Consider the following 24744-nt stretch of genomic DNA (forward strand, 5'->3'; position numbering starts at 1 on the left):
GCCTGCTTCCGTTTTGGTTCAACGAAACAAAATTCATCGAGCCAAACTATATTTACAAACTGTCAAAATTCCCGGCCACATTCAGAGAGCCTCAAACGAAAACGGCCCCTGCTGGGGCCGTCTCTAATTATCAATTGTCAATTATCAATTATCAATTATCAATTATTTCACGACGAATTCCCCACCACCCATCATGTAGTTGTCAGTATATACTTCCATGCGATAAGTGCCCGATGCATATTCCGATCCTTTGTTATAGATGAATGACAACTTCTGCCGGGTATTGTCAAACAGAACTTCCTGTGACTCCGTAAAGAATTCCTCTTTGCCATTGAGGAGGAATGTTCCGGATCCTTTGGCAACATCAAACAGTACCTGTCCATTCTCGTCAACGATGCGGATCATGATCTTCTTGCCTTCAACAGGGGCAACCTTGTTCTCAGCAATATTGAAGTCAATTCTCAGCTGGCTCAGCTGACGTGCCTTGAAGGGTGAATCGCGTTCCTTCCCTTTTTCAGTGAGGCCTACAATCTTAACATTCTCAACTTTGAGCTGTGAAGCGATCGCTACCTTGCCGGCAAGTTCGTCCTTGCTTTGGCTCAGCCGGTTTATGGAATCTCCCAGTTGATTCTTCTGAGTCTTCAGCGAAGTATTTTCTGTGAAGAGCTCTTTGTTCACCGACTGAAGATGTGCAATCTCTTCGTCCTTAACCTTCAAGAGTGTTTCGTAACCTTCGACCTTATCTTTGAGCGCTTTAATCTCCTGGCCGGTTGCACGGCGCGTGCGCTTCAGTTCGGTTTCAATTTCTGCTTTCGCCTTTTCGAGATCCGACACGTCGCCACCGAGTTTGGTAACTTCTGCGATCTTTTGATCCAGTTCCGCGCTGATCTCTGTGAGCCGCTGCTTGCTGGTCTCGAGTTCCTGCTCCGTTGAGGTGAGCTCGGTTTTGATCTCCGTCTTCTCCTGTGAGTCGAGATAGATCTTAATAAACTGGATAACAATAACCAGTGAAAGCAGGGCGATTATGATGGCGTTCTTGTTGCTTTTCTTAGGCTCCGGGGAGTGAGCCGATGAGTTTCCGTCCATAGTTTAAAAAATAGAAATACTGTGTAAAAATAGGTTTTCTTACATGCATTTCAATGGCTAATTCTGTAAAACGAAGTGTTGGCTGTTAAGTGACGGTTCAAAGAACACGAATCCGCAGCGGTAAAGGTCAGCAGTCCCTGTCACTGCCGGGTCCTGTTTGATGCTTGTCCACGCTGCTTCCATCTCTGCACTCGAATGAATATCGTCAAGCACGACAATTGATCCGGCATGTGTCTTCGAGATAATAACTTTGAAGTAGGCGAGAGTTGGGGCGAGCCGGTGATTGGCATCCAGAAAAGCGAAGTCAATACGGGGTACACGATCGACAATGCCGCTCAGGATCTCGTCGAGGTTTCCGCATTCAACGCGGATGTTGGTAAGCTTATGTTCTTCGAAAAGAGAGGATGCGAGGCGAGCTATCTCAGGCGAGCCTTCAATGGTAGTGACATTCGCTTCGGGGTCAGAGGCGAGATACATCGTGTTAACACCAAGTGACGTGCCCAACTCCAGGACATGTCGTGCATGGTAGTGAGTAAGTGCACGATAATACATCTTACTGTAATGGCTACTGCTCAAACTATGTTTCGCTATCTGTGACACTTGCCTTTTTGATCCCGACGCATGTTTGGAACCAGCACCGAGGTCGGTCACTTCGATGATCGAATGATCAGAGAGTAGTGATCGTCTGGCTTTCTCTATATGATTATGACTTTGCATTGTTGACCTGCCCGCGATTTGATCAGCGCTCTGAATTGCTGACGCACTCCCGATATGATCATTAGCTTTTATAGCTGACGCACTTCCCTTATGATTATCGGTTTGAACGGATGATGTACTGCCAGGATCGAGTACGACCTTCGTATAGAAATCGTAAAAAAACGGAGAGTGAATCGAATGAGCGTCGACGGCGTTTAGCCAGTGCGTTATGAAGGAACGGATTTGAAAGAAGAGGTGACTCAATTCAGTCGGAGCGGCGCGACCATCGTAAATTCCGGAATGTTAACCTGGAGGGTAACACCGTCAACGACGCGTTCCATCAGGTAATTGCCGATCATCTTACCAATACCGGACTTAAGATTGCAGCCTGACACATACTGGTGTGTCTGGCCCGGTTCCAACACCGGCTGTTGTCCGACTACACCTTCACCCTCGACTTCCCGCTGACTGAAACCGGCATCGTAGATGTGCCAGTGGCGGCGAAGCAACTGGATGGTGTATTCACTATGATTTTCGATGGTGATTCTATAGGTGAATACGTAATGGTACTGACTGGGACTCGAATACGCTGGCTGGTATTCAGTCTCCACACTAACCTTTATGCCTTTGGTTATCTCGGTTACCATATGGATCAAAAGTAAAAATTTTTTACAATTCCTATAATTAACGTACAGTTTTCATTGGAATTTCCTGCCGGAGAGCTGCAAATAGGGCGCCAAACGTCGATTTAATCCGTTGACATCATTGTTTGCGGTTATCCCGCGCAGACGTACTTTTGGCCCGGACCCTTTTAACCGGGACATGGACGTCAAAATATCATCAAGCTGGAAAAGTCGCCTCGCCGACGAATTCACGAAACCTTATTTTCAAAAGCTGGCCGACTTCGTCCGCCAGGAATATTCGACTCAAACTGTTTACCCTCCCGGAAAGGAAATATTCCGAGCGTTCGACGAATGTGACTTCGACCAGGTAAGAGTTGTGATCATAGGGCAAGACCCTTATCACGGTGCCGGCCAGGCCAACGGTCTATGCTTCTCGGTGCGGGAAGGAATAACTCTTCCGCCTTCACTCCTCAATATTTTTAAAGAGATCAGAGCAGATATCGGTAAGCCGATTCCTGCATCAGGAGACCTTGAGCGATGGGCCACACAGGGCGTGCTGCTGTTGAACGCCACACTTACCGTTCGGGCCTCGACACCTGGCTCGCATCAGAACAAAGGATGGGAATTGTTTACTGACGAAGTTATACGAAAGCTCTCGACAGAAAGGCAGAACATCGTTTACCTGCTCTGGGGAGCGTATGCTCAGAAGAAAGGGGAGATCATAGACCGCAACAATAACCTGGTTCTGATGTCGCCTCATCCGTCACCCTTCTCCGCCGACCGCGGCTTCTTCGGCTGCAAGCACTTCAGCAAAACCAACGCTTACTTAAAGGCGAAGGGGCAGGAGGAGATCGAGTGGTAAATTGATAATTGATAATTGATAATTGATAATTGATAATTTGGGAGGGCCTGTCGGCCCTTTTTTTTTCTTACTAAAACTGATTTGGAAAGACTTCAGGGTATTGATTGGTTTGGCGGCGACCAGGATTCAAAAAGGACCCGACATTAAAAAAAGAGGGCCGCAAACGGCCCTCCAAAATTATCAATTATCAATTATCAATTATCAATTGTAAATTATCAATTGTAAATTATCAATTGGCCCCCTATCTGATAATCTTAAAGAACCGGCTCCACCTGATTTTGTTGAAGAAGCCTGAATGGTTGTCGAGTGACAGCCAGATAAAGAAGGCTTTGCCGACGACGTGGTCTTCGGGGACGAAGCCCCAGAAGCGTGAGTCGAGGGAGTTATGACGGTTGTCGCCCATCATGAAGTAGTAATTCTGTTTGAAAGTATATTCCGTTACTTCCTTGCCGTCGATAAAGAGTTTGCCCTGCTCGATCTTTACATCGTCGTTGTGATCGTACAACCTGATCGTAGTGCCGTAGTAGGCAAGCGTCGAATCGTTGATAGCGATGGTAGCGCCTTTCTTTGGTACCCACAGTGGACCAAAGTTGTCCGCCGACCAGCTCGAATATTTCTTACCAGTACCAGACCAATCGTAATACGATGAATAGGGGATAAGTCCATCGTCGGTGTTTCGGGTGTCCTCAGTCACAGACCTGATGAATGGCAGGGCCTTCAGTTCGTTGACGCGTTCTGTTGTCAGGAACATGTTGTAAACGAATTTGCCATCCTGCTGGCGGCCGGCAATCTGATAATCTTCAGGACCAAGGTCCAGCTTTTCTAAGTTGCGGTCATTGATAGGACCATCGGCAATCACCACGTAGCTGTATTGCATCTGGGGAGGATTCTCTTCCGCAACGCCATTGGCAAATACCTGTTTGTTTCGAACAGAGATGGTGTCGCCGGCAATGGCAACGCAGCGTTTGATATAGTTCGTCTTAAGGTCGACTGGGTAGTCGATACCTTCATTCAAACCTCTCGGCGGCACATTAAACACGACGACGTCGTTGCGTTTGATGCTGGAGAATCCAGGAAGGCGGTATTGTGGCAACTTGATCCACTCGAGGTATGAGGGAATGTTCGTAAACCAGATCTTCTGATGGGTGAGCGGGACCTGAAGCGGAGTTGTTGTGGTGCGGGTTCCGTAATGGAACTTGCTCACGAAGAGGAAGTCGCCTACCAGCAGTGAGTTCTCCATAGAAGGTGTCGGGATCGTGTAGGCCTCCATGATGAGCCAGCGGATCAAAGTTGCCGCAACCACGGCAAAGAGGATCGCGTCCCACCATTCTCTAACCTTCGATTTGGGCTTGGGAGCTTCCTCAGCCTTCGACTTCTTCCAAAACTGCCAGTTCATAGTTTATCCGATAAAAAACCGTGCAAATAAAAGCAAAATTATTGAGCTGCCCTTGACCTCTGATGGAGAGGCCGGCAGGTGCAGAATTTAGGGGGAATCGAATGCGGGAAGTGGATTTTCGTTTCAGAAATCGAGGTAGTCATCCATGGTCAGGATGCCTTTTTTACCGATGATCCATTCTGCGACCATAACGGCGCCACGGGCGAACCCCTCGCGGGAATGGGCCGTGTGCTTGATTTCAATGTCGTCGATCATGGACTCATACTTTACAATGTGAGTTCCTGGCACCTGGTCGATGCGGAAGGAGCTGATGTAAAGGTCCTCTGATTTTCCGGTCTTTTCGTTTACCCAACGCTTCTTCCTTTTCGAGTGCTCAAGGATTGCCTGGGCTAGTGTAATAGCGGTACCGCTCGGTGCATCCTTCTTTTCCATATGGTGGATCTCATCCATCCGTACATCGTACTCGGGAAATGCGGAAAGAATGTGTGAGAGGTATTCGTTCACCTTGAAGAACAGGTTAACGCCGACACTGTAGTTGGATGCGTAGAAGAAGGTGCCATCATTCGCCTTAGTGAGCGCCTCGATCTCGGTCTTTTTGCTTAGCCATCCCGTTGTGCCGCATACCACGGGTATACCTTTCAGCAGGCATCGGCGCACGTTTTCAAACGCCGCTTCAGGATGCGAGAATTCAATTGCTACATCGCCGTCAGCGGTTTCAAGAGCCTCTGGATTGTCGATGTCAATCCGGGCAACGACTTCGTGGCCACGTTCCTGAGCTATACGGTCGATGGTGCGTCCCATCTTACCATAACCGAGTAATATAATTTTCATAACCTGTAGTTGCGCCAAAAATGCAACTTTTTAGGTTGTAACAAGGAATGTTTCGATGCAAATATGCGATTGAGGCGCGCAATATCTTTGAACCGAAATGTTCATGGGAAGATTCATATCCCGGCGCCGGAGACGCAATGCATGGTGCGGGAATGTATGGTGGGAATGTATTGTGCGGGAGACGCAATGTTTTGCGCCGGAGACGCAATGCATTGCGTCTCTACCCACGATTTGGGAATGACGTTGGTGATGGGAGCGAATTAAAATTTGAGGACGACGGTAAATCCCTTTTGAGAACCCAACATTGCCGATTGTTCCAGAACGGGCTCTACCGATACCTGAAGATTGGGATTGAGATCGAACTCTTTCAAGTGAGCATCCACATGGGCATCGATGATCTGCAGCAGATACATCCCTGCCATAAGGATGATCATGAAGTCGCGTTGTCGTTTATACTGGTCGACGATTTTTCGATAGTTGCCCGTTGTATAAGGAGGGTTGTCCTCCGGGTTAAAATCCCCGTCCTGTTCGAACCCGTGTTCCAGATTATAGTAGAGTTTGTTCTTATACTTGATGTATCCCTTCTGGTAGAAGTTGATTCCATAGGCAAAACCAATGAACCCTCCATATACAAGGGGAAGCTTCCAATACTTCTTATTATAGATCTGGCCCATGCCCGGAACGACTGCAGCATAGAGCAGGGCCTTCCTCGGATCATAGCGAGCGGCATATGACTTTAACAGTACTGTATCGGCAACGGCCTTTTCGAAGGTGCTGTCGCCGGCAACCAATGCGCTGTCGCGTTTTACGATGAGGGAGTCTTGCGCCAGGGCTTGCAGTCCGAAGAAGAGTATGAAACCAACAAGCAATCCTGTCCTCATGAATCGTTTAAAAAATCGCTACGAATATAGTTTCAAAATGTCGAGAATCCTGTTCAGGTCCTCCACGGAAAGGAATGGGATGCGTATATCGCCTTTCTTGCCGTCGCTTTTCACGACAACTCGCGTGCCAAAGTAGCTCGATAATTTGCTTTGAAGCTGCGCGATCTCACGTGAAGCAGGGGCAGCCGGGGCCGCGGCCTTCTCGCTGTCGCTCTGTGCTTTCTGTGATAGCTCACGAACCAGTTCTTCAACCTTCCGAACCGACAGTTCTTCACCCATGGCCTTCTTGAAGATATAGAGCTGCTGGTCGGCGTTCTCCACATTGATGATGGCGCGGGCGTGACCCATCGACAGCTTGTTGTCGCGTACTGCGATCTGGATATCGGGTGGAAGCTTGAGGAGCCGGAGGTAGTTGGTAACTGTAGAGCGGTTCTTGCCAACGCGATCGCCGAGCTCTTCCTGTCTTAGGTTACACTCCGACATCAGCCGCTGATAGCTTAACGCAATTTCTATCGCGTTCAGGTTCTCGCGCTGAATGTTCTCGATCAGGGCCATCTCCAGCATCTGCTGGTCGTTGGCAGACCTGAGATAAACCGGTATGGCTGTTAATCCAGCCAGCTTCGATGCCTGAAAGCGACGTTCGCCAGAGATGAGCTGATACTGACGCTCCGCGAGACGGCGGACCGTGATCGGCTGGATAATGCCATGTACCCTTATCGACTCTGCCAGTTCTTCAATGGCCGACTGGTCGAAGTGGGAGCGTGGCTGGAAAGGGTTTACTTCAATTTCATCCAGCAGGATTTCGGTGATACCATGAGTGATCTCCGATGCCGTATGGGTAGCACCCACCTTGCTGGTGGGCAGGTTGTCTACTTCGAGATTATCGTCGTTCGGGGTGTCGCTTAGCAATGCGCTAAGGCCACGGCCGAGGGCCTTTTTCTTTGTCATTTAGAGATGCCGTTTTTGTCGAGGACTTCATGGGCCAGGTTCAGGTAGCTGATGGCGCCCTTACTTTCAGCGTCATGCACAATGGCGGGCAACCCGAAGCTTGGTGCTTCACTCAATTTAATGTTACGTGGGATGATCGTAGTAAAAGTCATCTTCGAGAAGTGGGTTCGTACTTCTTCGACCACCTGATTGCTCAGGCTCGTGCGCGAATCATACAACGTCAGAAGTATGCCTTCTATTTCAAGCCGGGGGTTGAGACGTGTTTGTATAATCTTGATCGTGTTCAACAACTTGCCCAGTCCTTCCAATGCAAAGTATTCGCACTGCACCGGGATGATCACGCTGTCAGCCGCCGTTAGCGCGTTGATGGTGATGAGGCCGAGTGAAGGGGAGCAGTCTATTATAATGAAATCGTATTGGTCTTTAACCAGGGCGAGGGCATCGCGCATCTTTTCTTCGCGGCGTTCGATGCTTACCATTTCTACTTCGGCCCCCACGAGGTCGATGTGTGATGGAAGCACCTCGAGAAATTTCAGTTCGTTGGTTACGACCGCATCTTTTGCGTTGATGCCATCTACCATGCACTCATAAATGCCGGTTCGAACGTCTTTGGGATTAAGGCCAAGTCCGGAGGTTGAGTTCGCCTGAGGATCGGCGTCCACCAACAAGGTCTTAAACTCAAGCACCGCCAGGCTGGCGGCGAGGTTAATGGCAGACGTGGTTTTGCCGACGCCGCCCTTCTGATTTGCAATCGCGATTATCTTTCCCATGCTTTCTGCTGAAGTTCAAAAAATAAACCCCGACAACCGGTCGAGGCGCACAAAGATAAAAGAATTGGTATGCCGGCGTGGAACAGCGTGGAACAGGTTGTCAACATTCGGTCAACACAATGCCAATTGATAATTGACAATTGATAATTGATAATTGATAATTTGGGAGGGCCTGTCGGCCCGTTAATAACTGGAGCCTGGGATGCGGAACAACCCGGGGGCGAATTGATAATTGATAATTGACAATTGATAATTTGGGGGGCCTGCCGGCCCGTTTAACGTTGGGTTTTGTGACTGGCGATGCTATTAAAACTTTACTTAAGTTCATAATAGGTGTTTCTATCCCCTACATGCACTTGTCGCTGAAATTGATTCCCTTACTACACATTTCCAAAACTCGATAAAAAAAGCCCGCGTTAAGCGGGCTCCAAAATTCTCAATTGTCAATTATCAATTATCAATTATCAATTTGGCCTTTATTTCTTCTTCTTCTTCCTTTCCTCATCCGCACGCTTCCTCGCCTCTTCACCGGCCTTCATCGCGTCTTCCAGCTTACTCATGAATTTGGACTTCTTCGCCGTTCCACCTCCGGCCGCAATCTTCTTCCTGTTCTCTTCCATGATGGCCTTGATCTTGTCCTCATCCACAAAGCGCTTAATAATTGCCTGCTGGGCAAAGGTGAAGAGGTTGGAGATCAGGTAGTAGAAAGTAAGACCTGCAGAGAAACGGTTCAGCACAAAAAGGAAGATCACCGGCATCACATAGGATACAGACTTCATTGGACCCTGGACAGCACTTAGCTGATTGTTCTGCCACGTATAAATCAAAGTTGAGATCGTCATCAGCAACGTGAACAAGCTGAGGTGATTACCGAGGAAAGGAATGTCGAAAGAGAAGTGGATCAGCGAGTCGTACGTCGACAAGTCTTCCGCCCAGAACAAAGGCTGCTGGCGCAACTCGATGCTGGCAGGGAAGAGGTAAAACATCGCAAAGATCAAAGGCATCTGCAACAACACCGGCACGCAACCGCTGATTGGATTCACGCCCACCTGTGAGTACAGCTTCATTTGTTCCTGCTGCACCTTGGTCATGTCTTCACCAACGCGTTCTTTGATTTCGTCGAGCTCTGGTTTCAGCACACGCATCTTCGCCATGCTCAAATAGGAGCGGTAGGAAAGCGGAAACAATACCAGCTTCAGGAGGAACACCAGGATAATGATGATCAAACCATAGTTGGAGATGAACTGTGTTAACAGGTTGAACACCGGGAAGATGATGAACTTGTTAATCCAATAGATGGGAGGCCATCCCAGATAAACGTTCTTCGCGAAGCCGTCGGACACCTTGCCAATCTTCTGATAGTCATTAGGGCCGAAGAAGAACTTGAAGTAGGTGCCATCGGATAAGGCAGACTTCGGAACGTTAAGTTTTACGTTAGCACGTTTTACAACGGAAGGATCGCTTTCGTTGACGTTGGTCTCAAGTTGACCGCCTCCGAATTGCGAACTGGTTATGAATGCGCGAAGGAAGAACTTCTCTTTAATAGTCACCCACTTAAGCGGGTCTGTTACAGTTTCAGTTTCAGTACCTGAAGCGCGGGGATCCAGCTTGCTGAAGCCATCTTCATCCGAGTAGTAATTGATGGTACTGTTTTCACGGGTGTCGACAAGATCCTTTTCCAGTGGCTTAAGAATGCTTACCCAGTTAAAGCTCAGGTTCTCGCCTGATATGATCTCGGAACCACCTTTAATGGTGTACTTTATCTCGTGACCCTGTGCAGGGATCTTATAAGTCTGGACGAATTTCTTACCATTGGCGAGCGGAATGGAGAAGTTAACAATTGTGGTGTCTCCTGATTTCTGTTGATCTACCTGATAGTAAAGTGTATAAAGGTCGAGATCGCGTCCATTCACTGAAGTTCTAAGGCTGAACTCATTGGAAGTAGGCGTGATGAGTTTAAGAGGTGCTTTGTGGTAGGTCTTGAACTTCTTGAGCTCGAGGTCTTTGATGATACCGCCGCGGTTAGAAAAGGTAATGTCAAGATCTTCGGTTTCCACGCGGGTAGTGGTCTCTGTTCCTTCAAGTGACGAACCAAGAACACCTAGCTGCGCAACCAGGAGGCTATCCGCTGCTGGAGCTGGCTCGCCTCTCAGGGTGTCGGATTTGGTTTCGGCCAGCGACGGCACCGACTGTTTTGTAGGCGGCACAGGTTGCGTGGTTGGTGCGAACCAGTAAAAGTACACGAGAAGCAAAAGGGCAATGAGCGTAAGGCCGATGGCTGAGTTCTTATCCATTATGCGTGCGAGATCAATTATTAAAGGTTGACGATAGTGCTCTTCTTATATTGTATAGCTGCCTCAACGAAGCGCACGAAGAGCGGATGCGGATTGAGCACGGTACTCTTCAATTCCGGATGGTACTGAACAGCAACATACCAGGGGTGGTCTTTGAGTTCCACCACTTCGACCAGGTTGGAGTCTGGATTGACGCCAACAGCTTTGAGTCCGGCGTGTTCCAATTGCTCCAGGTACTTGTTGTTTAATTCGTAGCGATGTCTGTGACGTTCGTGGATAAGTCCTTCGCCGTAAGCAGCATAGGCCCTTGATCCTTTCTTAAGCTTGCAGTCGTAGATGCCGAGACGCATCGTACCGCCCTTGTTGGTAACTTTCTTCTGCTCTTCCATCATATCGATGACGGGATTCTTCGTCTTGGGATTCAGCTCGGTAGAGCTTGCCTCAAGACCCAACACATTCCGGGCAAACTCAACCACCGCGCATTGCATGCCCAGGCAGATACCGAAGAAGGGAACCTTGTGTTCACGGACGTAGCGGATCGTTTCAATCTTTCCCTCAAGGCCGCGTTCGCCAAAACCGGGAGCAACGAGTACGCCATCCAGATTGGACAGGATATCGGCAACCGATTCACGTGTAACTTCCTCAGATGAAATCCATTTCACGTTCACCTTGCAGTCGTTCTGCGCACCAGCGTGCACAAAGGCTTCGGCAATAGACTTATATGAATCGGGTAGAGAAACATACTTACCTACAATGCCTACGGTGACTTCGTTGAGCGGGTTCTTCAATTTGCCCAGGAATGTCTTCCAGCTATCGAGCTGCGGCTCTTCGCGTGAGCTTACCTTAAGTTTGGCGAGTACGCGTTCGTCGAGCTTCTCCTTGCGCATGAGCATCGGCACGTCATAAATCGTGTCGGCATCCATGGCCTCTATAACTGAGTTGAGGTGCACGTTGCAGAAGAGTGCCAGCTTCTTGCGGATCTCCAGGGGAAGTGGTTTTTCAGTACGGCAAACGAGAATATCGGGCTGAATTCCGGCCTCCAAAAGTTCTTTAACTGAATGCTGTGTGGGCTTGGTTTTTAATTCCTTAGCTGCATTCAGATAAGGTATTAATGTAAGGTGAATTACCAATGAATTGCTAGGGGGGAGGTCCCACTTAACCTGGCGGACGGCTTCAATAAATGGCAGTGACTCAATGTCACCCACGCATCCGCCGATCTCTGTTATAATGAAGTCGTACTCACCCGTTTCGCCGAGAGAGAAGATGTTTCTCTTGATCTCATCGGTGATGTGAGGAATGACCTGCACCGTCTTTCCGAGGTACTCGCCCTTTCGCTCCTTGGTGATGACGTTATTATAGATGCGTCCAGTCGTGACGTTGTTGGCCTGCGAAGTGCGTACGTTGAGGAAGCGCTCGTAGTGCCCCAGGTCGAGGTCGGTTTCGGCGCCGTCGTCGGTAACATAGCACTCGCCATGTTCATACGGGTTGAGGGTACCCGGGTCGATGTTGAGGTAAGGATCGAGTTTTTGAATAGTGACTTTGAATCCCCGGGCCTGCAGCAGTTTAGCCAGGGATGCGGCAATGATGCCTTTTCCCAGCGATGAAGTAACGCCGCCGGTTACGAAGATGTACTTAGTAGTGGACATAGGTTCCCCCTTGGATTTGAAAAATCGCTGGCAAAGGTATGGTTCTGGGGGCAAACTTCAAGGTCTGCGCGCGAAAGTTGCGGATGGTTTCGAAGCGACCGATTGCGGTGTGAGCGCACGCTCGGGGCCGGCGGAAGGGTCGATTTGAGGACATGGTCTGGGCGACTGGATTTTACTCGGCGGCGGGGTCGAGCGGGTGTGCTCGTTTCAGGAAATTATCTGGCGGCGAATTGTGTCGGGCTTTACCACGTAAAACAAGGTCGCTCAGACCATGTCCTCAAATCGACCTTCCGCCCCGGGGGAGATTACACGCAGCCTCCTGCTCGACTCTAATACCGCAATGTTTGTTTGAAACAGCCTGCAACTTTCACGCGCAGACCTTGAAGCTTCATCCAGAACCGGGAACAAAGGGAGCAACACTGTTCGCGTTGCGACCAGTGTTGCAGCAAGCCGCTTTGCGGTTTTTGTCGAACGGACAGATTCCGGTGCGATGGCCACGTTCGAGGCCCGGAAGGGTCGATTTGAGGACATGGTCTGAGCGACTGGATTTTACTCGGCGGTAGGGTCGAGCGGGCGTGCTCGTTTCAGGAAATTATCTGGCGGCGAATTGTATCGGGGTTTACTACGTAAAATAAGGTCGCCATGTCCTCAAATCGACCTTCCGCCGGGGGAGATTACACGCAGCCTCCTGCTCGACTCTATACCGCAATGTTTGTTTGGAAACAGCCTGCAACTTTCACGCGCAGACCTTGAAGCTTCATCCAGAACCGGGGAACAAAGGGAGCAACACTGTTCGCGTTGCGACCAGTGTTGCAGCAAGCCGCTTTGCGGACTTTTTCGAATCAACAGATTTCGGCGCGAAGCCCAGGTTGAGGCCCGGCGGAAGATCGATTTGAGGACATGGTCTGAGCGACTGGATTTTACTCGGCGGTGGGATCGAGGGGGCGTGCTCGTTCAATGAATTATCTGGCGGCGAGTTGTGTAGGGGTTTATTACGTAAAATAAGGTCGCTCAGACCATGTCCTCAAATCGACCCTTCGGGTCGTGGTCTCGAGGATCCAAATTATCGTATACTACGAAGCATCCGGGATGCACTTTTCAATCGGGGCTGGGTGCAGTGTCGGAAAGAGAAACGGCGGACGGGGACTGACTGGATGGATAAGATATGGAAGTGATTCGGAGGAGGGGTGGATGTACCTAAAATATCGGTATAAAACCTGTGTATGCTCTGTGTAACCTCTCTATAATGTCTTTATAAGTTTGCTCGATGCATATGCATACTTATCTTTGCAAGATAATTCTTTAAATACAATATCGTGCCAAGAAGAAGACCTTTACTGCCGCATGAACGTCCGTCTAATGGAAAGATCGTAGTTGAAAGTGCTACCTGGGGCAGGCATGAGCGTGCGAAGAGGGGAACCCATAAGCCGGCGCCCGTGAATCAGGCGTTTAATGATGCGAGGGCGAGACTGCAACTGGCAAATCCATTTGCCGCGGTCATCAATGATGCTGTCCGGCCATTCAACCGCGATATTAAGGATGGCACTCTGTGGTCGCGATTAACGAAGCACTTTCATGCGTTTATTAAGGAACAGCGTCCGATAGACTTCCGGAGTGTCGTCAATGAAGTTGCTATTCACAAAGAGCACCGGTTACATCATACCCTGACTTTCAGGGACGTTGAGCTGTCTAAGAGCGAGGAGGGGTCTCATTTGCAGATGGTTGTGCAGGGCATGACTCTTAAGTTCACGGATGCCATCAAAACAGTTGAGGCTGCGCAGGCTACCATGATCGGGATCTTTATTGACGATAGGAATGAGTTTGCAGACACGCGAACACAGGTTATCAAATTGGAACTCACCGATAAAGAGGCGCGGTTTGCGTTACCGATTCCACTAAAAACCGCAACCATCATCTTATGCCTGAAGTGTGAGGCGATCACGAAGGGTTTCGTGAGCGGGAATTTGAGATTGAAAGGAATGGACTTTGTGAAGGCGGTGCTGACTAATGAGATAGCAGTATCGGGCGAGGTTGTTCAAGGAGCTGTGGCTGCGGTGCGCGAACCGGCAACACCTGAAGATAATCTGGTCGCGCTAAGAATAGAAGCCGACTCAAACGTTAAACCAGTCCGTCAGGAAACTGAGCCGGCACCTTTTGAAATTGACGAAGTAGTAGTTGAGAACGTTACGGCTGAGGTTGAGCCGGCCGCAGTCAACGGCAGGGCTATCCAGGCTGAGGGTGAACCAGTGGCTGGTGAGCCAATATCTTTTGAAGTTCAAGCAATCCCTTTTGAAAGTGAGTCGGACCCCATCGAGGTCGCTATGGAATCAGTTGCTATCGACGTTGAACGGCTTTCAGATGACGGTGACCCGGTTACAGTTCAAGTTAATGAGCGTGTCAGCGACGTTCGTGAAGTGACTTCAAGTCCAGTATCAGATAATAAGGACACGAAGGAAAAAGTGGAAGAGGCACCCAACCAACTGTCGTTGTGGTGAGTTCTTTCAATCATAATTAAGGGCGACCATTATTAACTGGCGCAGATCGATTAATAACACTTCATCGACGTTCAGAAATGTGAATCATGAATGGTGTGCACTTCTAAGTTAGGCGAACTGTCAGATTAAGTTGGAACTACTTCATGTTATCCTTGCCATTGTTTGCTTGCTCGGAATTATTAGAACATTTCCAGCAGTCAATTTTTTGTGTTTCCAACATATACCTATCCGTTGCTGGAACACCACCTATCAACCATTGACAATTGCGTATTAGCAGGTGGGTATAGTAGAGCTTCTACAAAATCAGCAAAAATGGTCTTCATTTTTGTTGCGTACTTATAACATGTAAGAATACGCTTAAGGAATGCTCTCAATACGTCCAAGTGTGCACGCTAAAAAAAATGTTGATTAAGATTGGTTACCTATTACTCTCTTAAGTTGAAGGGTTCGTCATTACTCTAACTCAATGTATTATCCGATTCCGGCGCAGTGAATGAGGATTAAATAATTTGGATTGCGCGTGCGTTTTATCAATGATTAGCAAATTCCTGTATTCACAAGATGCATGCAATGAAAGCGATCATTTTAAAGAATTACTTTTTCGCAGAGATGCCAGTTTTGCGCCCGTTAGTTTTAAAGTTTGAGACAAGATGCTGGTCATTGTAACAGTTAGCGAAACCTGATCTGATAAGAAACCACGTAAACATCAACTAAGTCATTTATTGCTTGAGACATCAAACAGTTTGCAACGACAACAAATCGTGTCGGAATGAGATTGGTTTGTCGTTTTACGTATATGAGTCGGTCTTGACGTACATGACAGCGGCGCTGTGATGAGAGCGGGACGCTAGTTGCAACTTGCACAAACAAGACACCATAGACGACGGTTGTTCTCGACGCGAGAACTTTTTGAAGAGAAAGATTAAAGTGACTAAGCTGATTTGAGGTAACGAATTCGGATGAGGTTAAAGGAGTTAAGAGGTATTGTTGATATTATTTGGATTAGATATATGTTAAGAGTGTTGAACAAGAAAGCTTTAATTCTTATACTGACATTATGCCATTACAGTTTCGATACGTTTGCACAATGGAGTACCTCTGGCTCAAATATTTACAGTAGCAACTCAGGGAATATTGGTATTGGAACAACTGCACCGGAACGCAAGCTCCATGTCTATGGACAGGCCATGTTTCAAAACCCTGATGGTAACGGTTCAGTTATCATTTCTGGAAATCCATGGTACACCCAATTTATTTCCGATAGATTGGCGTTTTACATCAATAAAGAGCTGCAGGTTGACGGTCCCATTAAGTCCTACGGCAGGCCATTGGAACTTTACGCTCAAAACACGTTGGGACTGACAATGTCCAACACGTCTGGGTATGTCGGTCTCGGAACTTCAAGTCCGGCTTCGCGACTGCATATTTCCGGTGCTGTCGTTGTAGATGACGTCGCACCCACGCTTTTTACGGGGTCAGGATCAAGTGAGTTAAGTCGCTACGTTCATATAAAAAATTCGCCTCAGACATCACTTACCGCTGGTCTTAAAGCCGGAGGTCTATTGATATCCGATGAATATTCCTATGCCAATCCGGCAAAAAATGACCTTATCGTCAAAGGTAAGACTGGGCTAGGCGCAACTAACCTCACTGAAAATGTAAAGCTTGCAATCGCAACATCAGATTGGCATATAAAATTAAGCAATTCTGATCCTGGCGGTGTGGATTGGAGATTGGGTAGCACCTCAAACAGTTGGGCTACGGGGGGTGGCAAGTTCATAATTTCAAGTAATAACGTCCCGACCAGTGCTTCATTAGTGATTGACCAGTCGAAGAATGTCGGTATAGGAACTATATCTCCCGTCGATAAGCTTCACATAGTCGGAAACATGGTTTTGGACACATCGTCACCAACTCTTTATACCAGTTCGTCAACAAGCGATCAAAATAGATTTATCCATTTAAGGAATTCCCCGACTCAGACAGCAGTGTCTGGTTTAAAGGCAGGAGGAATTCTTGTTGCTGACAGCTACGACTATGGTAGTCCTGGTAAGAATGACATAATCGTAAAAGGGAGAGTCGGTATAGGCACACCGTTGACATCGAACCCAAATAACTACTCTTTGCTTGTTAATGGAACTGTAAACGCCACTGCAGTATATATGAATGATGAACTTGTAAGAAGTTCTCAGTGGACCACTAATAACGGTGCAATACATTATGGAAATTCAGTTGGGATTGGCACTTCGCTCACTACCAACCCGAATAGTTATAAGCTGGCTGTAAATGGGAAGATTGGAGCGCACGAAGTTCGGGTTGAAAAATCCAGTACAACCTGGCCGGATTACGTATTTGCTCAGGACTACGAACTTCCTCCATTAAACGACATTGAAAAATACATAAGAACGTACCGACACCTCCCCGAAGTTCCCACTCAAAAGGTAATAGAAGCTGATGGGCATGATCTGGGCTCTATGGATGCTATACTACTGAAGAAGATTGAGGAGCTGACGCTATACATTATTCAGCAAGAGAAACGCATGGTGAGTCAGGAAGAGGAATTAAGAAAGTTGAAAGAGTCGTTGCGCAAATGATATTACAGGAGTTATCAGGGGCCGCTATCTATAGTTTAGGTATCGATCCTGGAGTGGTAGGCTTAGAACCCGAAATCAGTTCAAATATTTCCCATGATCAATGTTTTGTACCGAATGCGTGACCGATCTATCTACTACGCAATCAAGCTCTGAAATCGTTCAATCACCAGAAGATGTTACGTCCGTTGTCAATGTTCGGGTCGCTTAAGTCGCTTGTTGCTTTCTTACTTTTCCTTAATGTGAATTGTTATGCTCAGCACATTACAGTTAGCATTGCTGACACCACTCATTTTAAGGATTCACTGCGCGTGCTTGAGCAGAAACATCAGGATGTTCTTCAGAAGACGAATAAGGTTAGCAGCGAACTCCAAAAGCTGCAGGAAGTGGGCCGAGCAACCTCGGTCGATGATGTTATTCCGGATACGATTCAGTCAGCTATAACGACTGGTACTGAATTCCTGAAACATAGGGTGTATTCAGAAAAACATTTGGCTGCGATCCGCGATTCGATAGAACGCGCGCTCGGTCGACCGCTACCGGGCAACCTACCACTGAAGAAGGAGATGTCCCCCGAAGAAATGTTAGATGCGCTCAATCAAAAGTTCCCAGGTGCAGGTGAGCATAGGTTTACAAACGATTTGGGATCCGTCACTGAAGACAGTCTGAAATCACAAGTTCCTTATCAGGACAGATTTCCGGATTTACACGATTATAAGATTTCAGCTGACCACCTCAAAGACATGGTTCCGCTGCCTGGTAGCATAGTCAAGTCAAAATATCTTCGAAGCATTGATAGTCTAAGGAGTATCAACCTCAAGGAGGAGAAGTTAAAGTACAAGGAAAAGGCAGTATCGCAGCATGCTAAACTTAGCAAATTTCAACAGAGGCCAACGTTCAAGGAACGTAGCTATTTTGAAGGTATTGTTGGCCTCATTACCGGGAAGTCATTAACTATCTATTCTGCGTCACCTGCTTTAGGCTATCATTTTGTCGACAATTTCTCGCTTGGAGCTGGTCCCAATTTGCAAGTGATCGCCGTTGATAGGGACATTAAGTTCAACGGCGGCATACGGGCTTTTTCGAAGATTGAATTCTGGAAGCGTCAGCTTTATGTTCAGATAGAGGATTCAATGAACCCTTGGTCGCCAAAGGACGAGAGGATTCAAGTGGATAAGCACAATGTAATGGTTGGGGGAGGTGTCTTACTGTCTGTCAAGGCACCGGTTACTCTAAACTTTTCCATGTTGTACAACTTGACAGAGAACAAAACGACTATTAGTGACATTTCGCCATTTGTGTTCAGGATAGGTATTAGCACCGTGAAAGTTGAAAAGTAGTTTATGAAATCTTCAGTTCGTGTGATGGTCTTTGTTGCGATGGTACTGGTTACGATTATGGCTGCAGGCCAATCGAGCGTCAATTCGGAAACTCAGCTGTACATAGATATCAACAAGGTCAATAAAAAAACGGTGTCTGATATTAAAGACGAAGTTCTTGGCCTTCAGTACATGGATGCATATGGACAGCTCAAGTCGATTCGATTGAAAGTTTATGATTGGAAACGAACGCAAGCTGCTGAGCTTGAACTGGCGAAATCCCGAGGTCAAAATCATTATAGGCTGAACCTTAATCAGATTCTTCCTGGTCGTGAAAAGGATGTGATATACACGCTGTCGTTTGTTGATGAAGCAGGGAAGGAATATAAGATTCTTGTTCGATTTATTGATTTGAAGAAGACCAGCGAAGTGACTTGCAATATCACGGTGAATCCAAAATACATCCACTGTGACGATGAGTTAGAAGGCAGCCTTATAGAATTCTTAGGCAATACGAGCAAAGGCAAAGCACCTTATACAGTAAGCTGGTATGTGCTGAATGACAGCCGAACAAAGTTTCTATTTCAACCCCGTGAACAGATTCTTGAAAGGCCAGGATTGACCCCATCGATCATGGTTGATAAGCAGCCCGATTACTATGTGATCATGACTGTGAAGGATTCCTGTGGAGGGGAGGAACATCAAGTAGTTCATGTAGTCTGCGAGAACGGACAGAAGAGAATAAACACGGTGTTCTTTGAATCCGTGCAGGAGATGACGAATACAAAGAACATTCAGTAGGATGATGAAGAGGAGTATCTTATTCGTTTTGATGCTGGTGTTGTCAGCTTCATGCCAGCGCCGATTGGATGGCGAAGCCTTCGGAAAGTGGATCCATGATTTGGATAATGGTCTTCATGTGCGGAAAAGGTCGGGCGAGTTCCTGTTCGACGTTCAATACGAGCCTTCATCTTATGTCGCGCTCAAACAAGTGATCAGCAGTCCGGGAATGTCATATGATAGTGCGTTGCATGACACCGAACAATTGCAATACTATACGTTGATGATTGGGTTGCCAGAATCGACGAGCGACTTTTTAGAGAACCAGGTGGGTTCGCCTGAAGAAAAGCAGCAGTTGCTATACTACTATTCCTATCAATTTCAGAATGATCTTATACTTGAAGATGGAGGTTCGAAGCTGCCTTGCGTGTTATTTCATTTTGAACGTTCGGCGGATATGAAGAATAGCCGAACGTTCGTGCTTGCATTCGAGAACGTGCATGCGGATTCAAGAGAAGTGAACCTCTCTATACAATCTGAGCTGTTCCCTCAACTTATTACCATAAAGATTTCCAAGAATAACATTCCATCGTTAAAGGTATGATTCGTTTCCTTAGTCAGTATCGACGATCGTTAGCTGTTCTTTTTGTTCTCCTGCATGCGAGTTCTTTCTTGGGTTCTATCCAGGTTTTTGCCCTGACCAGTGGGCCATCTCAGCCAGAGCAACAGGCCTTTCAATCCGCAGGAACTACCGAAATGGTCGATCTTTTTTCCGGCGATTTCGGATATAACATACCACTCTTCGAATTGCCGGGACCCAATGGCGGTTACCCATTTAACCTGTCCTATCAGGCGGGTGTTGGTATGGATCAGGAAGCAAGTTTTGTAGGTCTTGGATGGAGTCTGAACCCGGGTACGATTAATCGACAGATGCGAGGACTACCTGACGAATTTAAGGGTGATGTGATCAAGACCAAGACGGCAATTGAACCGAACATCACGGTGGGTCTGGGTGTTGGCGTGGGTGTCGAATTGTTTGGCGCTGATAATGAGAAGGGCAAAAAGATCAAGGGGACGGGCTTAGGAAAAGTGTCTTTGGGACTTGGCGTGTATAGGAATAGCTATCGTGGAATTGGATATTCTATTGACAACACGCTTGGCTTCGCGGCGGCTACCAACTCCGGACTGACCGGCGGCATAGGTCTCAGCGCAAGTGTCGACTCGAAAGAAGGTGTGAGTATTGCGCCATCGCTCAACTTTGGATACAAAATAGGCAGTCTTGGAGTTCGCGCAGGATACAATTCGAAGGAGGGATTGAGCTCTGTTTCGGCGTTGGTCGATGTGTCGCGTACTGAGCAACGCACACGTAACGTGGGAAAAAAGGAAGTAACAACATCGTACAAACAGGGATTCGCCGGTACTGCTTCGATTAGCTTTGCTCATCCAGGTTATACGCCGCAGATCAGCATGCCCGTGCTGAACACGAACATTGCTGCGAGTTTCAAGGTCGGAGGTGCTTTCTGGGGTGTTTACGGAGAGGCTTATGTCTCAGGCTTCTACAACGAGCAGCGCCTGCGCGACAACGCGAAGAAAGTGCCCTCACCTGCATATGGCTATCTAAACTATCAGTATGCAACCGGCGATAGGGACATGATGGACTTCAATCGCGAAAAGGACGGCATGGTGAGTACCGTCACACCGAATCTCGCGATTCCATCGCTTACATACGACATTTATTCCGTCACGGGTCAGGGCATATCGGCAATGTATCGCCCGATGAGAAACGATATTGGCGTTGTACGCGATCAGGAAGTGGAGTCTCTCTCTGCGGGAGGTAGCGTAGGCGTTGATGTGGGCATTCCTGCGCACGTCGGCGTTAATATAGGTGTCAATCATTCACGCTCTGTGTCGGGTGCCTGGAAGGGTGATAAGAATCAATTCCGCAATGACTCGGACATGCAGTTTCAGCAAGAATCTTTAAACAGTGATTACCAACCCTGGTACTTCAAAGTTCATGGCGAAGCGGCTTTGGAGCGTTCTTCAACAATCGAGTCAATAGGTGGCGAAGATGCTGTTCGAGTTAAACTTGATGAAAACCGTGAACACCCTACGGCCTTGAACAGATTGCAAAGCGAAAACAAGAGCTTTGACAAATCAACGCCAGACCACTTTAATCGTGAGCGAAAGTCGCGCAACCAGGTCGTTGAGCCAATCACCGGCGAGCAACTATTGAATGGATCAACTGAAATGAATCCTTTGTTCAAGGTAGCCTATTATGACAAAGGCGGCGTGCTGACGTCTTATGTCCGCGATAGCCCTCTTCACCACACAGCAGGTTTTACCGCCCTTACTCCCGAAGGCCTCCGCTATGTTTATGGAATTCCTGCCTACAATTTAAAGCAGGAGGAGGTTACGTTCAGCGCAAGAAAGTCTACAGCAGATCCTAAACGGGTTGAGGTATTGAAGCCGGGCTCTAAAAAGAATGGCAATGCTGATCCGGACTATGAGTACGCCGGCACCGACAAATATTTGAACCGTGTGGAAATGCCCAGGTTTGCACATTCTTATCTATTGACTGCCATTGTCGGGCCGGATTATGTAGACCTAAAGGGAGATGGCGTAACTGTTGATGACCTGGGTTACTGGGTAAAATTTTCATATCAGCGGGTTAACGATGCTGGCTCACCATACAAGTGGCGGGATCCGTACACCAAAGCCCATTATCAGGAGGGCTGGAAGACCGATGCCCGTGACGATCGGGGAAGTTTCGTTTATGGTGAAAAGGAAATGTGGTATTTAGTTAAGGCCGAAACTAAATCACATGTGGCTTCCTTTTCACTTGCTGATCGTGACGATGCTCGCGGCGTAGGAAGTTTCCTGCAAAAAGCGGATTCTGCTCAGATCGGATCGCCATCTAAAAGATTATCCGAAATAAAACTTTATACACGTGCTGCCGGCGAAGCGCACCCAATTAAGGTGGTGAAGTTCGAGCACGATTATTCTCTTTGTCGGAACACGCCCAATAACATCAACCAGGGAGGTAAACTGACATTAACAAAACTCTGGTTTGAGTATGGTGGAAGTCAGCGAGGAAAACTGAATCCTTATGTGTTCGACTACCATGCAAGCAATCCCCTTGAAAATCCCAACTATAGTCCTTACGAATACGATCGATGGGGCAACTATAAGCACAACTCAACGACCGACCCTTTGTACAATATTGACTTTCCCTATGTAGACCAGAACGTCAACAACAAAGATGTGCTTGACAAAGAAGCTGCTGTCTGGAGCTTAAAAGAAATAAGGCTTCCCTCAGGGGGAAAGGTGATCATCGACTATGAGACCGACGACTACGCGTATGTACAGCATAAGCAAGCCATGCAAATGGCGAAGATTGTTGACCCGGTCGGAACGGAAGCGAATTTTAGAATATCGGATAACAATCTTAAGGTGAAGTTCAGATTGGCCGCTCCCATAGACAGTGCACTAAATGCAGATCAACAAAAAGCAATGGTATTGCGCTATCTGGACCAAAAAAGTAAGCAAGTTTATTTCAAGCTTAAAGTAAATCTTGGAAAGGCTCAGGTCGAAAACCTCTATGAGTATGTTTCCGGGTACGCAGATATAGACTTCGAACAGGAAATGGGGCTGATCGCCGAAGGTCAAGACTACGTATACGGATATTTTTACTTAAAGCCTGATCACAACCGTCACCCGTTCTCATTACGCGCATGGCAGCACATGAGGACCAATCAACCTAATCTTGCGAACTCTACTGATCCCATAGAGCGCACCGAGGATAAAAACCAACGCGTTGACCTTATAAGAGGACTCACCAGCCTAGGCAGTCAGGTCAGGCGAATGTTCGACGGATACAACAAATACTGCGCTGACAACGACTGGGGCCGCGAGCTTGTGGCCGACAAGTCATGGATACGTCTGAAATCACCGGATCAGAAGAAATATGGCGGCGGTCTGCGGGTACGACAAATCACCATGATGGATAGCTGGCAATACGACAAAGAGGGGATATATGGCCAGGTGTACGACTACGAGACGGTCGAAAATAATGAAATCATCAGCAGCGGTGTGGCATCATACGAGCCATTTGTTGGTGGAGATGAAAATGCTCTGCGATATGCCAAGAAGTACACTGAATCTGTGCCGCTTCGATCTGACAATAACTTGTTCTTCGAATATCCTATTAACGAGAGTTATTACCCAGGCGCGCAGGTAGGCTATAGAAAAGTTAAGGTGACGAGCCTTGCTGCCGCAAGCCTGGAAGCGGCATCGGGTTTGCGCACTCGTGAGGTATTGCATACCGATCTTGGAAATGGGAAGAAATTATTTCCGACTGGAAGTGGAAAATCGTTCGGGACAACAGGTGCCACCGTTCACGAATTTTATACATCAAAGGAATTTCCAGTAATGACCGATGAAACGTCGAAGGAAGACAGGCCTTACAACCTGAACTTTGGCGTGCCTTTTCTGGGTAATGTCGCCATTTCAAAATTGTCCTCCAGTCAGGGCTACAGGGTGACGACCAATGACATGAATGGTAAGCCATTTAAGGTGAGCAACTATCACCAGGACGCAGCGGGGAGGATCAACAAGGAGGCTATTTCATGGGTGCGCTATAACTATGCCGCTGATTCCATCATATACCAGGAGGAAAAAGTGTTGACGGTGCGAAACAAGTTCAAGGAGAATGAGGATGGCAGCCTTTCATTGCTCACCTCCAATGAAGCACGAACATCAGTGTTGACCACTTATACGCTGGGGCAGGAGAACGAATTCTTTGCAGATATGCGCTCCTTTGAAGACGCAGCGTGGATCGGTGGGACCAATATTAACACGGACATTGTCTATGTTTTATTCGGCGCTATACCCATTCCAACCTGGTGGCCGAACATCACAGCCGATAAAAAGGAACTGCACACCGCGGTAACAAACAAGATTATTTTCAAATCCGGAATTCTTGAGAGCACAGAAGCTTACGATGGCGCTTCGCGAGTAGTTACCTCGAACGTGAAGTGGGACAAATACTCGGGCGCCACAATATTGACGCAAGTCAACAACAATTTTGATAAGCCGGTATTCAATTATTCGATATATGCACATAAACAGTATGAGGGTATGGGCGGTGCTTATCAGAATGTGGGTGTAAAGTTTAGGATTACCGACGTGGACAACTTACCCTATCGCGATTCCCAGTACGAGTTCAAATCACCGGCCACCGTGAAGTTGTTCCCTGGTGATGAAATATTGCTGTACAAGCCCGGAAACAATTTTACCAAACCGATTGCCAAAGTGGTGTATACCGGCATCGATGCGGGTGATAAACTTCTTTATTCGAAACAGGCTTTGGCGGATATACAATACGATGCCATGATCATACGGTCGGGCTACCGCAATCAGTTGAGTGTGTCAGCAGGTAGTATCACTGCCCTGGAAGATCCTGCAAAGCCTGGTTCCCTCAAGCCCTTTACGAAAAAGATAACGTTGCCTAAGGAATAGTAGTCGGAT

At 47.6% G+C, this 24744-nt stretch carries 17 protein-coding genes; 7 read left to right on the plus strand and 10 right to left on the minus strand.

The window, feature by feature from the left end; all coding sequences use genetic code 11:
- Positions 1–162 precede the first annotated feature (162 nt).
- The 3 genes from WBG78_RS26540 to apaG form a co-directional block, all read right to left on the minus strand.
- Positions 163–1086, minus strand: coding sequence for a chromosome segregation protein SMC (locus WBG78_RS26540; RefSeq protein ID WP_337329548.1), 924 nt, complete (start codon positions 1084–1086; stop codon positions 163–165).
- A gap of 57 nt (positions 1087–1143) precedes the next feature.
- A complete protein-coding gene (locus tag WBG78_RS26545; protein ID WP_337329549.1) occupies positions 1144–1803 on the minus strand; it encodes an O-methyltransferase in 660 nt (219 codons plus the stop codon).
- 239 nt (positions 1804–2042) lie between these two features.
- Positions 2043–2429, minus strand: coding sequence for a Co2+/Mg2+ efflux protein ApaG (apaG, locus tag WBG78_RS26550; protein WP_337329550.1), 387 nt, complete (start codon positions 2427–2429; stop codon positions 2043–2045).
- Between the two features lie 175 nt (positions 2430–2604).
- Here apaG and ung point away from each other — a divergent pair, with 175 nt between their 5' ends.
- Entirely contained in the window at positions 2605–3267 is a 663-nt protein-coding gene (gene ung / locus WBG78_RS26555) for a uracil-DNA glycosylase (protein WP_337329551.1), read from the plus strand.
- A gap of 241 nt (positions 3268–3508) precedes the next feature.
- On the opposite strand, the gene lepB is transcribed toward ung, so the two are convergent.
- From lepB to WBG78_RS26590, 7 genes are all read right to left on the minus strand, one after another.
- The gene (gene lepB, locus WBG78_RS26560) at positions 3509–4663 is read right to left on the minus strand and encodes a signal peptidase I (protein WP_337329552.1); all 1155 of its coding nucleotides are present in this window, start codon (positions 4661–4663) and stop codon (positions 3509–3511) included.
- A 123-nt stretch (positions 4664–4786) separates the two neighbouring features.
- On the minus strand, positions 4787–5494 hold the full coding sequence (gene dapB / locus WBG78_RS26565) for a 4-hydroxy-tetrahydrodipicolinate reductase (RefSeq protein ID WP_337329553.1): 708 nt from the start codon (positions 5492–5494) through the stop codon (positions 4787–4789).
- 260 nt (positions 5495–5754) lie between these two features.
- Positions 5755–6375, minus strand: coding sequence for a DUF5683 domain-containing protein (locus WBG78_RS26570; protein ID WP_337329554.1), 621 nt, complete (start codon positions 6373–6375; stop codon positions 5755–5757).
- A gap of 18 nt (positions 6376–6393) precedes the next feature.
- Positions 6394–7323, minus strand: a complete 930-nt coding sequence (locus WBG78_RS26575; RefSeq protein WP_337329555.1) for a ParB/RepB/Spo0J family partition protein — start codon at positions 7321–7323, stop codon at positions 6394–6396.
- The gene (locus WBG78_RS26580; protein ID WP_337329556.1) at positions 7320–8093 is read right to left on the minus strand and encodes a ParA family protein; all 774 of its coding nucleotides are present in this window, start codon (positions 8091–8093) and stop codon (positions 7320–7322) included. The genes WBG78_RS26575 and WBG78_RS26580 overlap by 4 nt, the downstream gene beginning before the upstream one ends.
- A 476-nt stretch (positions 8094–8569) precedes the next feature.
- Positions 8570–10387 carry a membrane protein insertase YidC gene (gene yidC / locus WBG78_RS26585; RefSeq protein ID WP_337329557.1) on the minus strand — a complete coding sequence of 606 codons (1818 nt, stop codon included), beginning with the start codon at positions 10385–10387 and terminating at the stop codon, positions 8570–8572.
- A gap of 20 nt (positions 10388–10407) precedes the next feature.
- Positions 10408–12033 (minus strand): CTP synthase, encoded by a 1626-nt coding sequence (locus WBG78_RS26590; RefSeq protein ID WP_337329558.1) that lies wholly within the window; start codon positions 12031–12033, stop codon positions 10408–10410.
- Positions 12034–13349: 1316 nt separating this feature from the next.
- Between WBG78_RS26590 and WBG78_RS26595 the strand changes: the two genes are divergently transcribed.
- From WBG78_RS26595 to WBG78_RS26620, 6 genes are all read left to right on the plus strand, one after another.
- Positions 13350–14528 carry a hypothetical protein gene (locus WBG78_RS26595; protein ID WP_337329559.1) on the plus strand — a complete coding sequence of 393 codons (1179 nt, stop codon included), beginning with the start codon at positions 13350–13352 and terminating at the stop codon, positions 14526–14528.
- Positions 14529–15538: 1010 nt separating this feature from the next.
- Positions 15539–17122 carry a hypothetical protein gene (locus WBG78_RS26600; RefSeq protein ID WP_337329560.1) on the plus strand — a complete coding sequence of 528 codons (1584 nt, stop codon included), beginning with the start codon at positions 15539–15541 and terminating at the stop codon, positions 17120–17122.
- A gap of 173 nt (positions 17123–17295) precedes the next feature.
- Positions 17296–18459 carry a hypothetical protein gene (locus WBG78_RS26605; RefSeq protein ID WP_337329561.1) on the plus strand — a complete coding sequence of 388 codons (1164 nt, stop codon included), beginning with the start codon at positions 17296–17298 and terminating at the stop codon, positions 18457–18459.
- Positions 18460–18462: 3 nt separating this feature from the next.
- Positions 18463–19239, plus strand: coding sequence for a hypothetical protein (locus WBG78_RS26610; RefSeq protein WP_337329562.1), 777 nt, complete (start codon positions 18463–18465; stop codon positions 19237–19239).
- Position 19240: 1 nt separating this feature from the next.
- On the plus strand, positions 19241–19822 hold the full coding sequence (locus WBG78_RS26615) for a hypothetical protein (protein WP_337329563.1): 582 nt from the start codon (positions 19241–19243) through the stop codon (positions 19820–19822).
- Positions 19819–24735 carry a hypothetical protein gene (locus WBG78_RS26620; protein WP_337329564.1) on the plus strand — a complete coding sequence of 1639 codons (4917 nt, stop codon included), beginning with the start codon at positions 19819–19821 and terminating at the stop codon, positions 24733–24735. The genes WBG78_RS26615 and WBG78_RS26620 overlap by 4 nt, the downstream gene beginning before the upstream one ends.
- Positions 24736–24744: the final 9 nt, after the last annotated feature.

It is taken from the genome of Chryseolinea sp. T2, from assembly GCF_037203685.1.
In the GTDB taxonomy this organism is placed as follows: domain Bacteria; phylum Bacteroidota; class Bacteroidia; order Cytophagales; family Cyclobacteriaceae; genus Chryseolinea.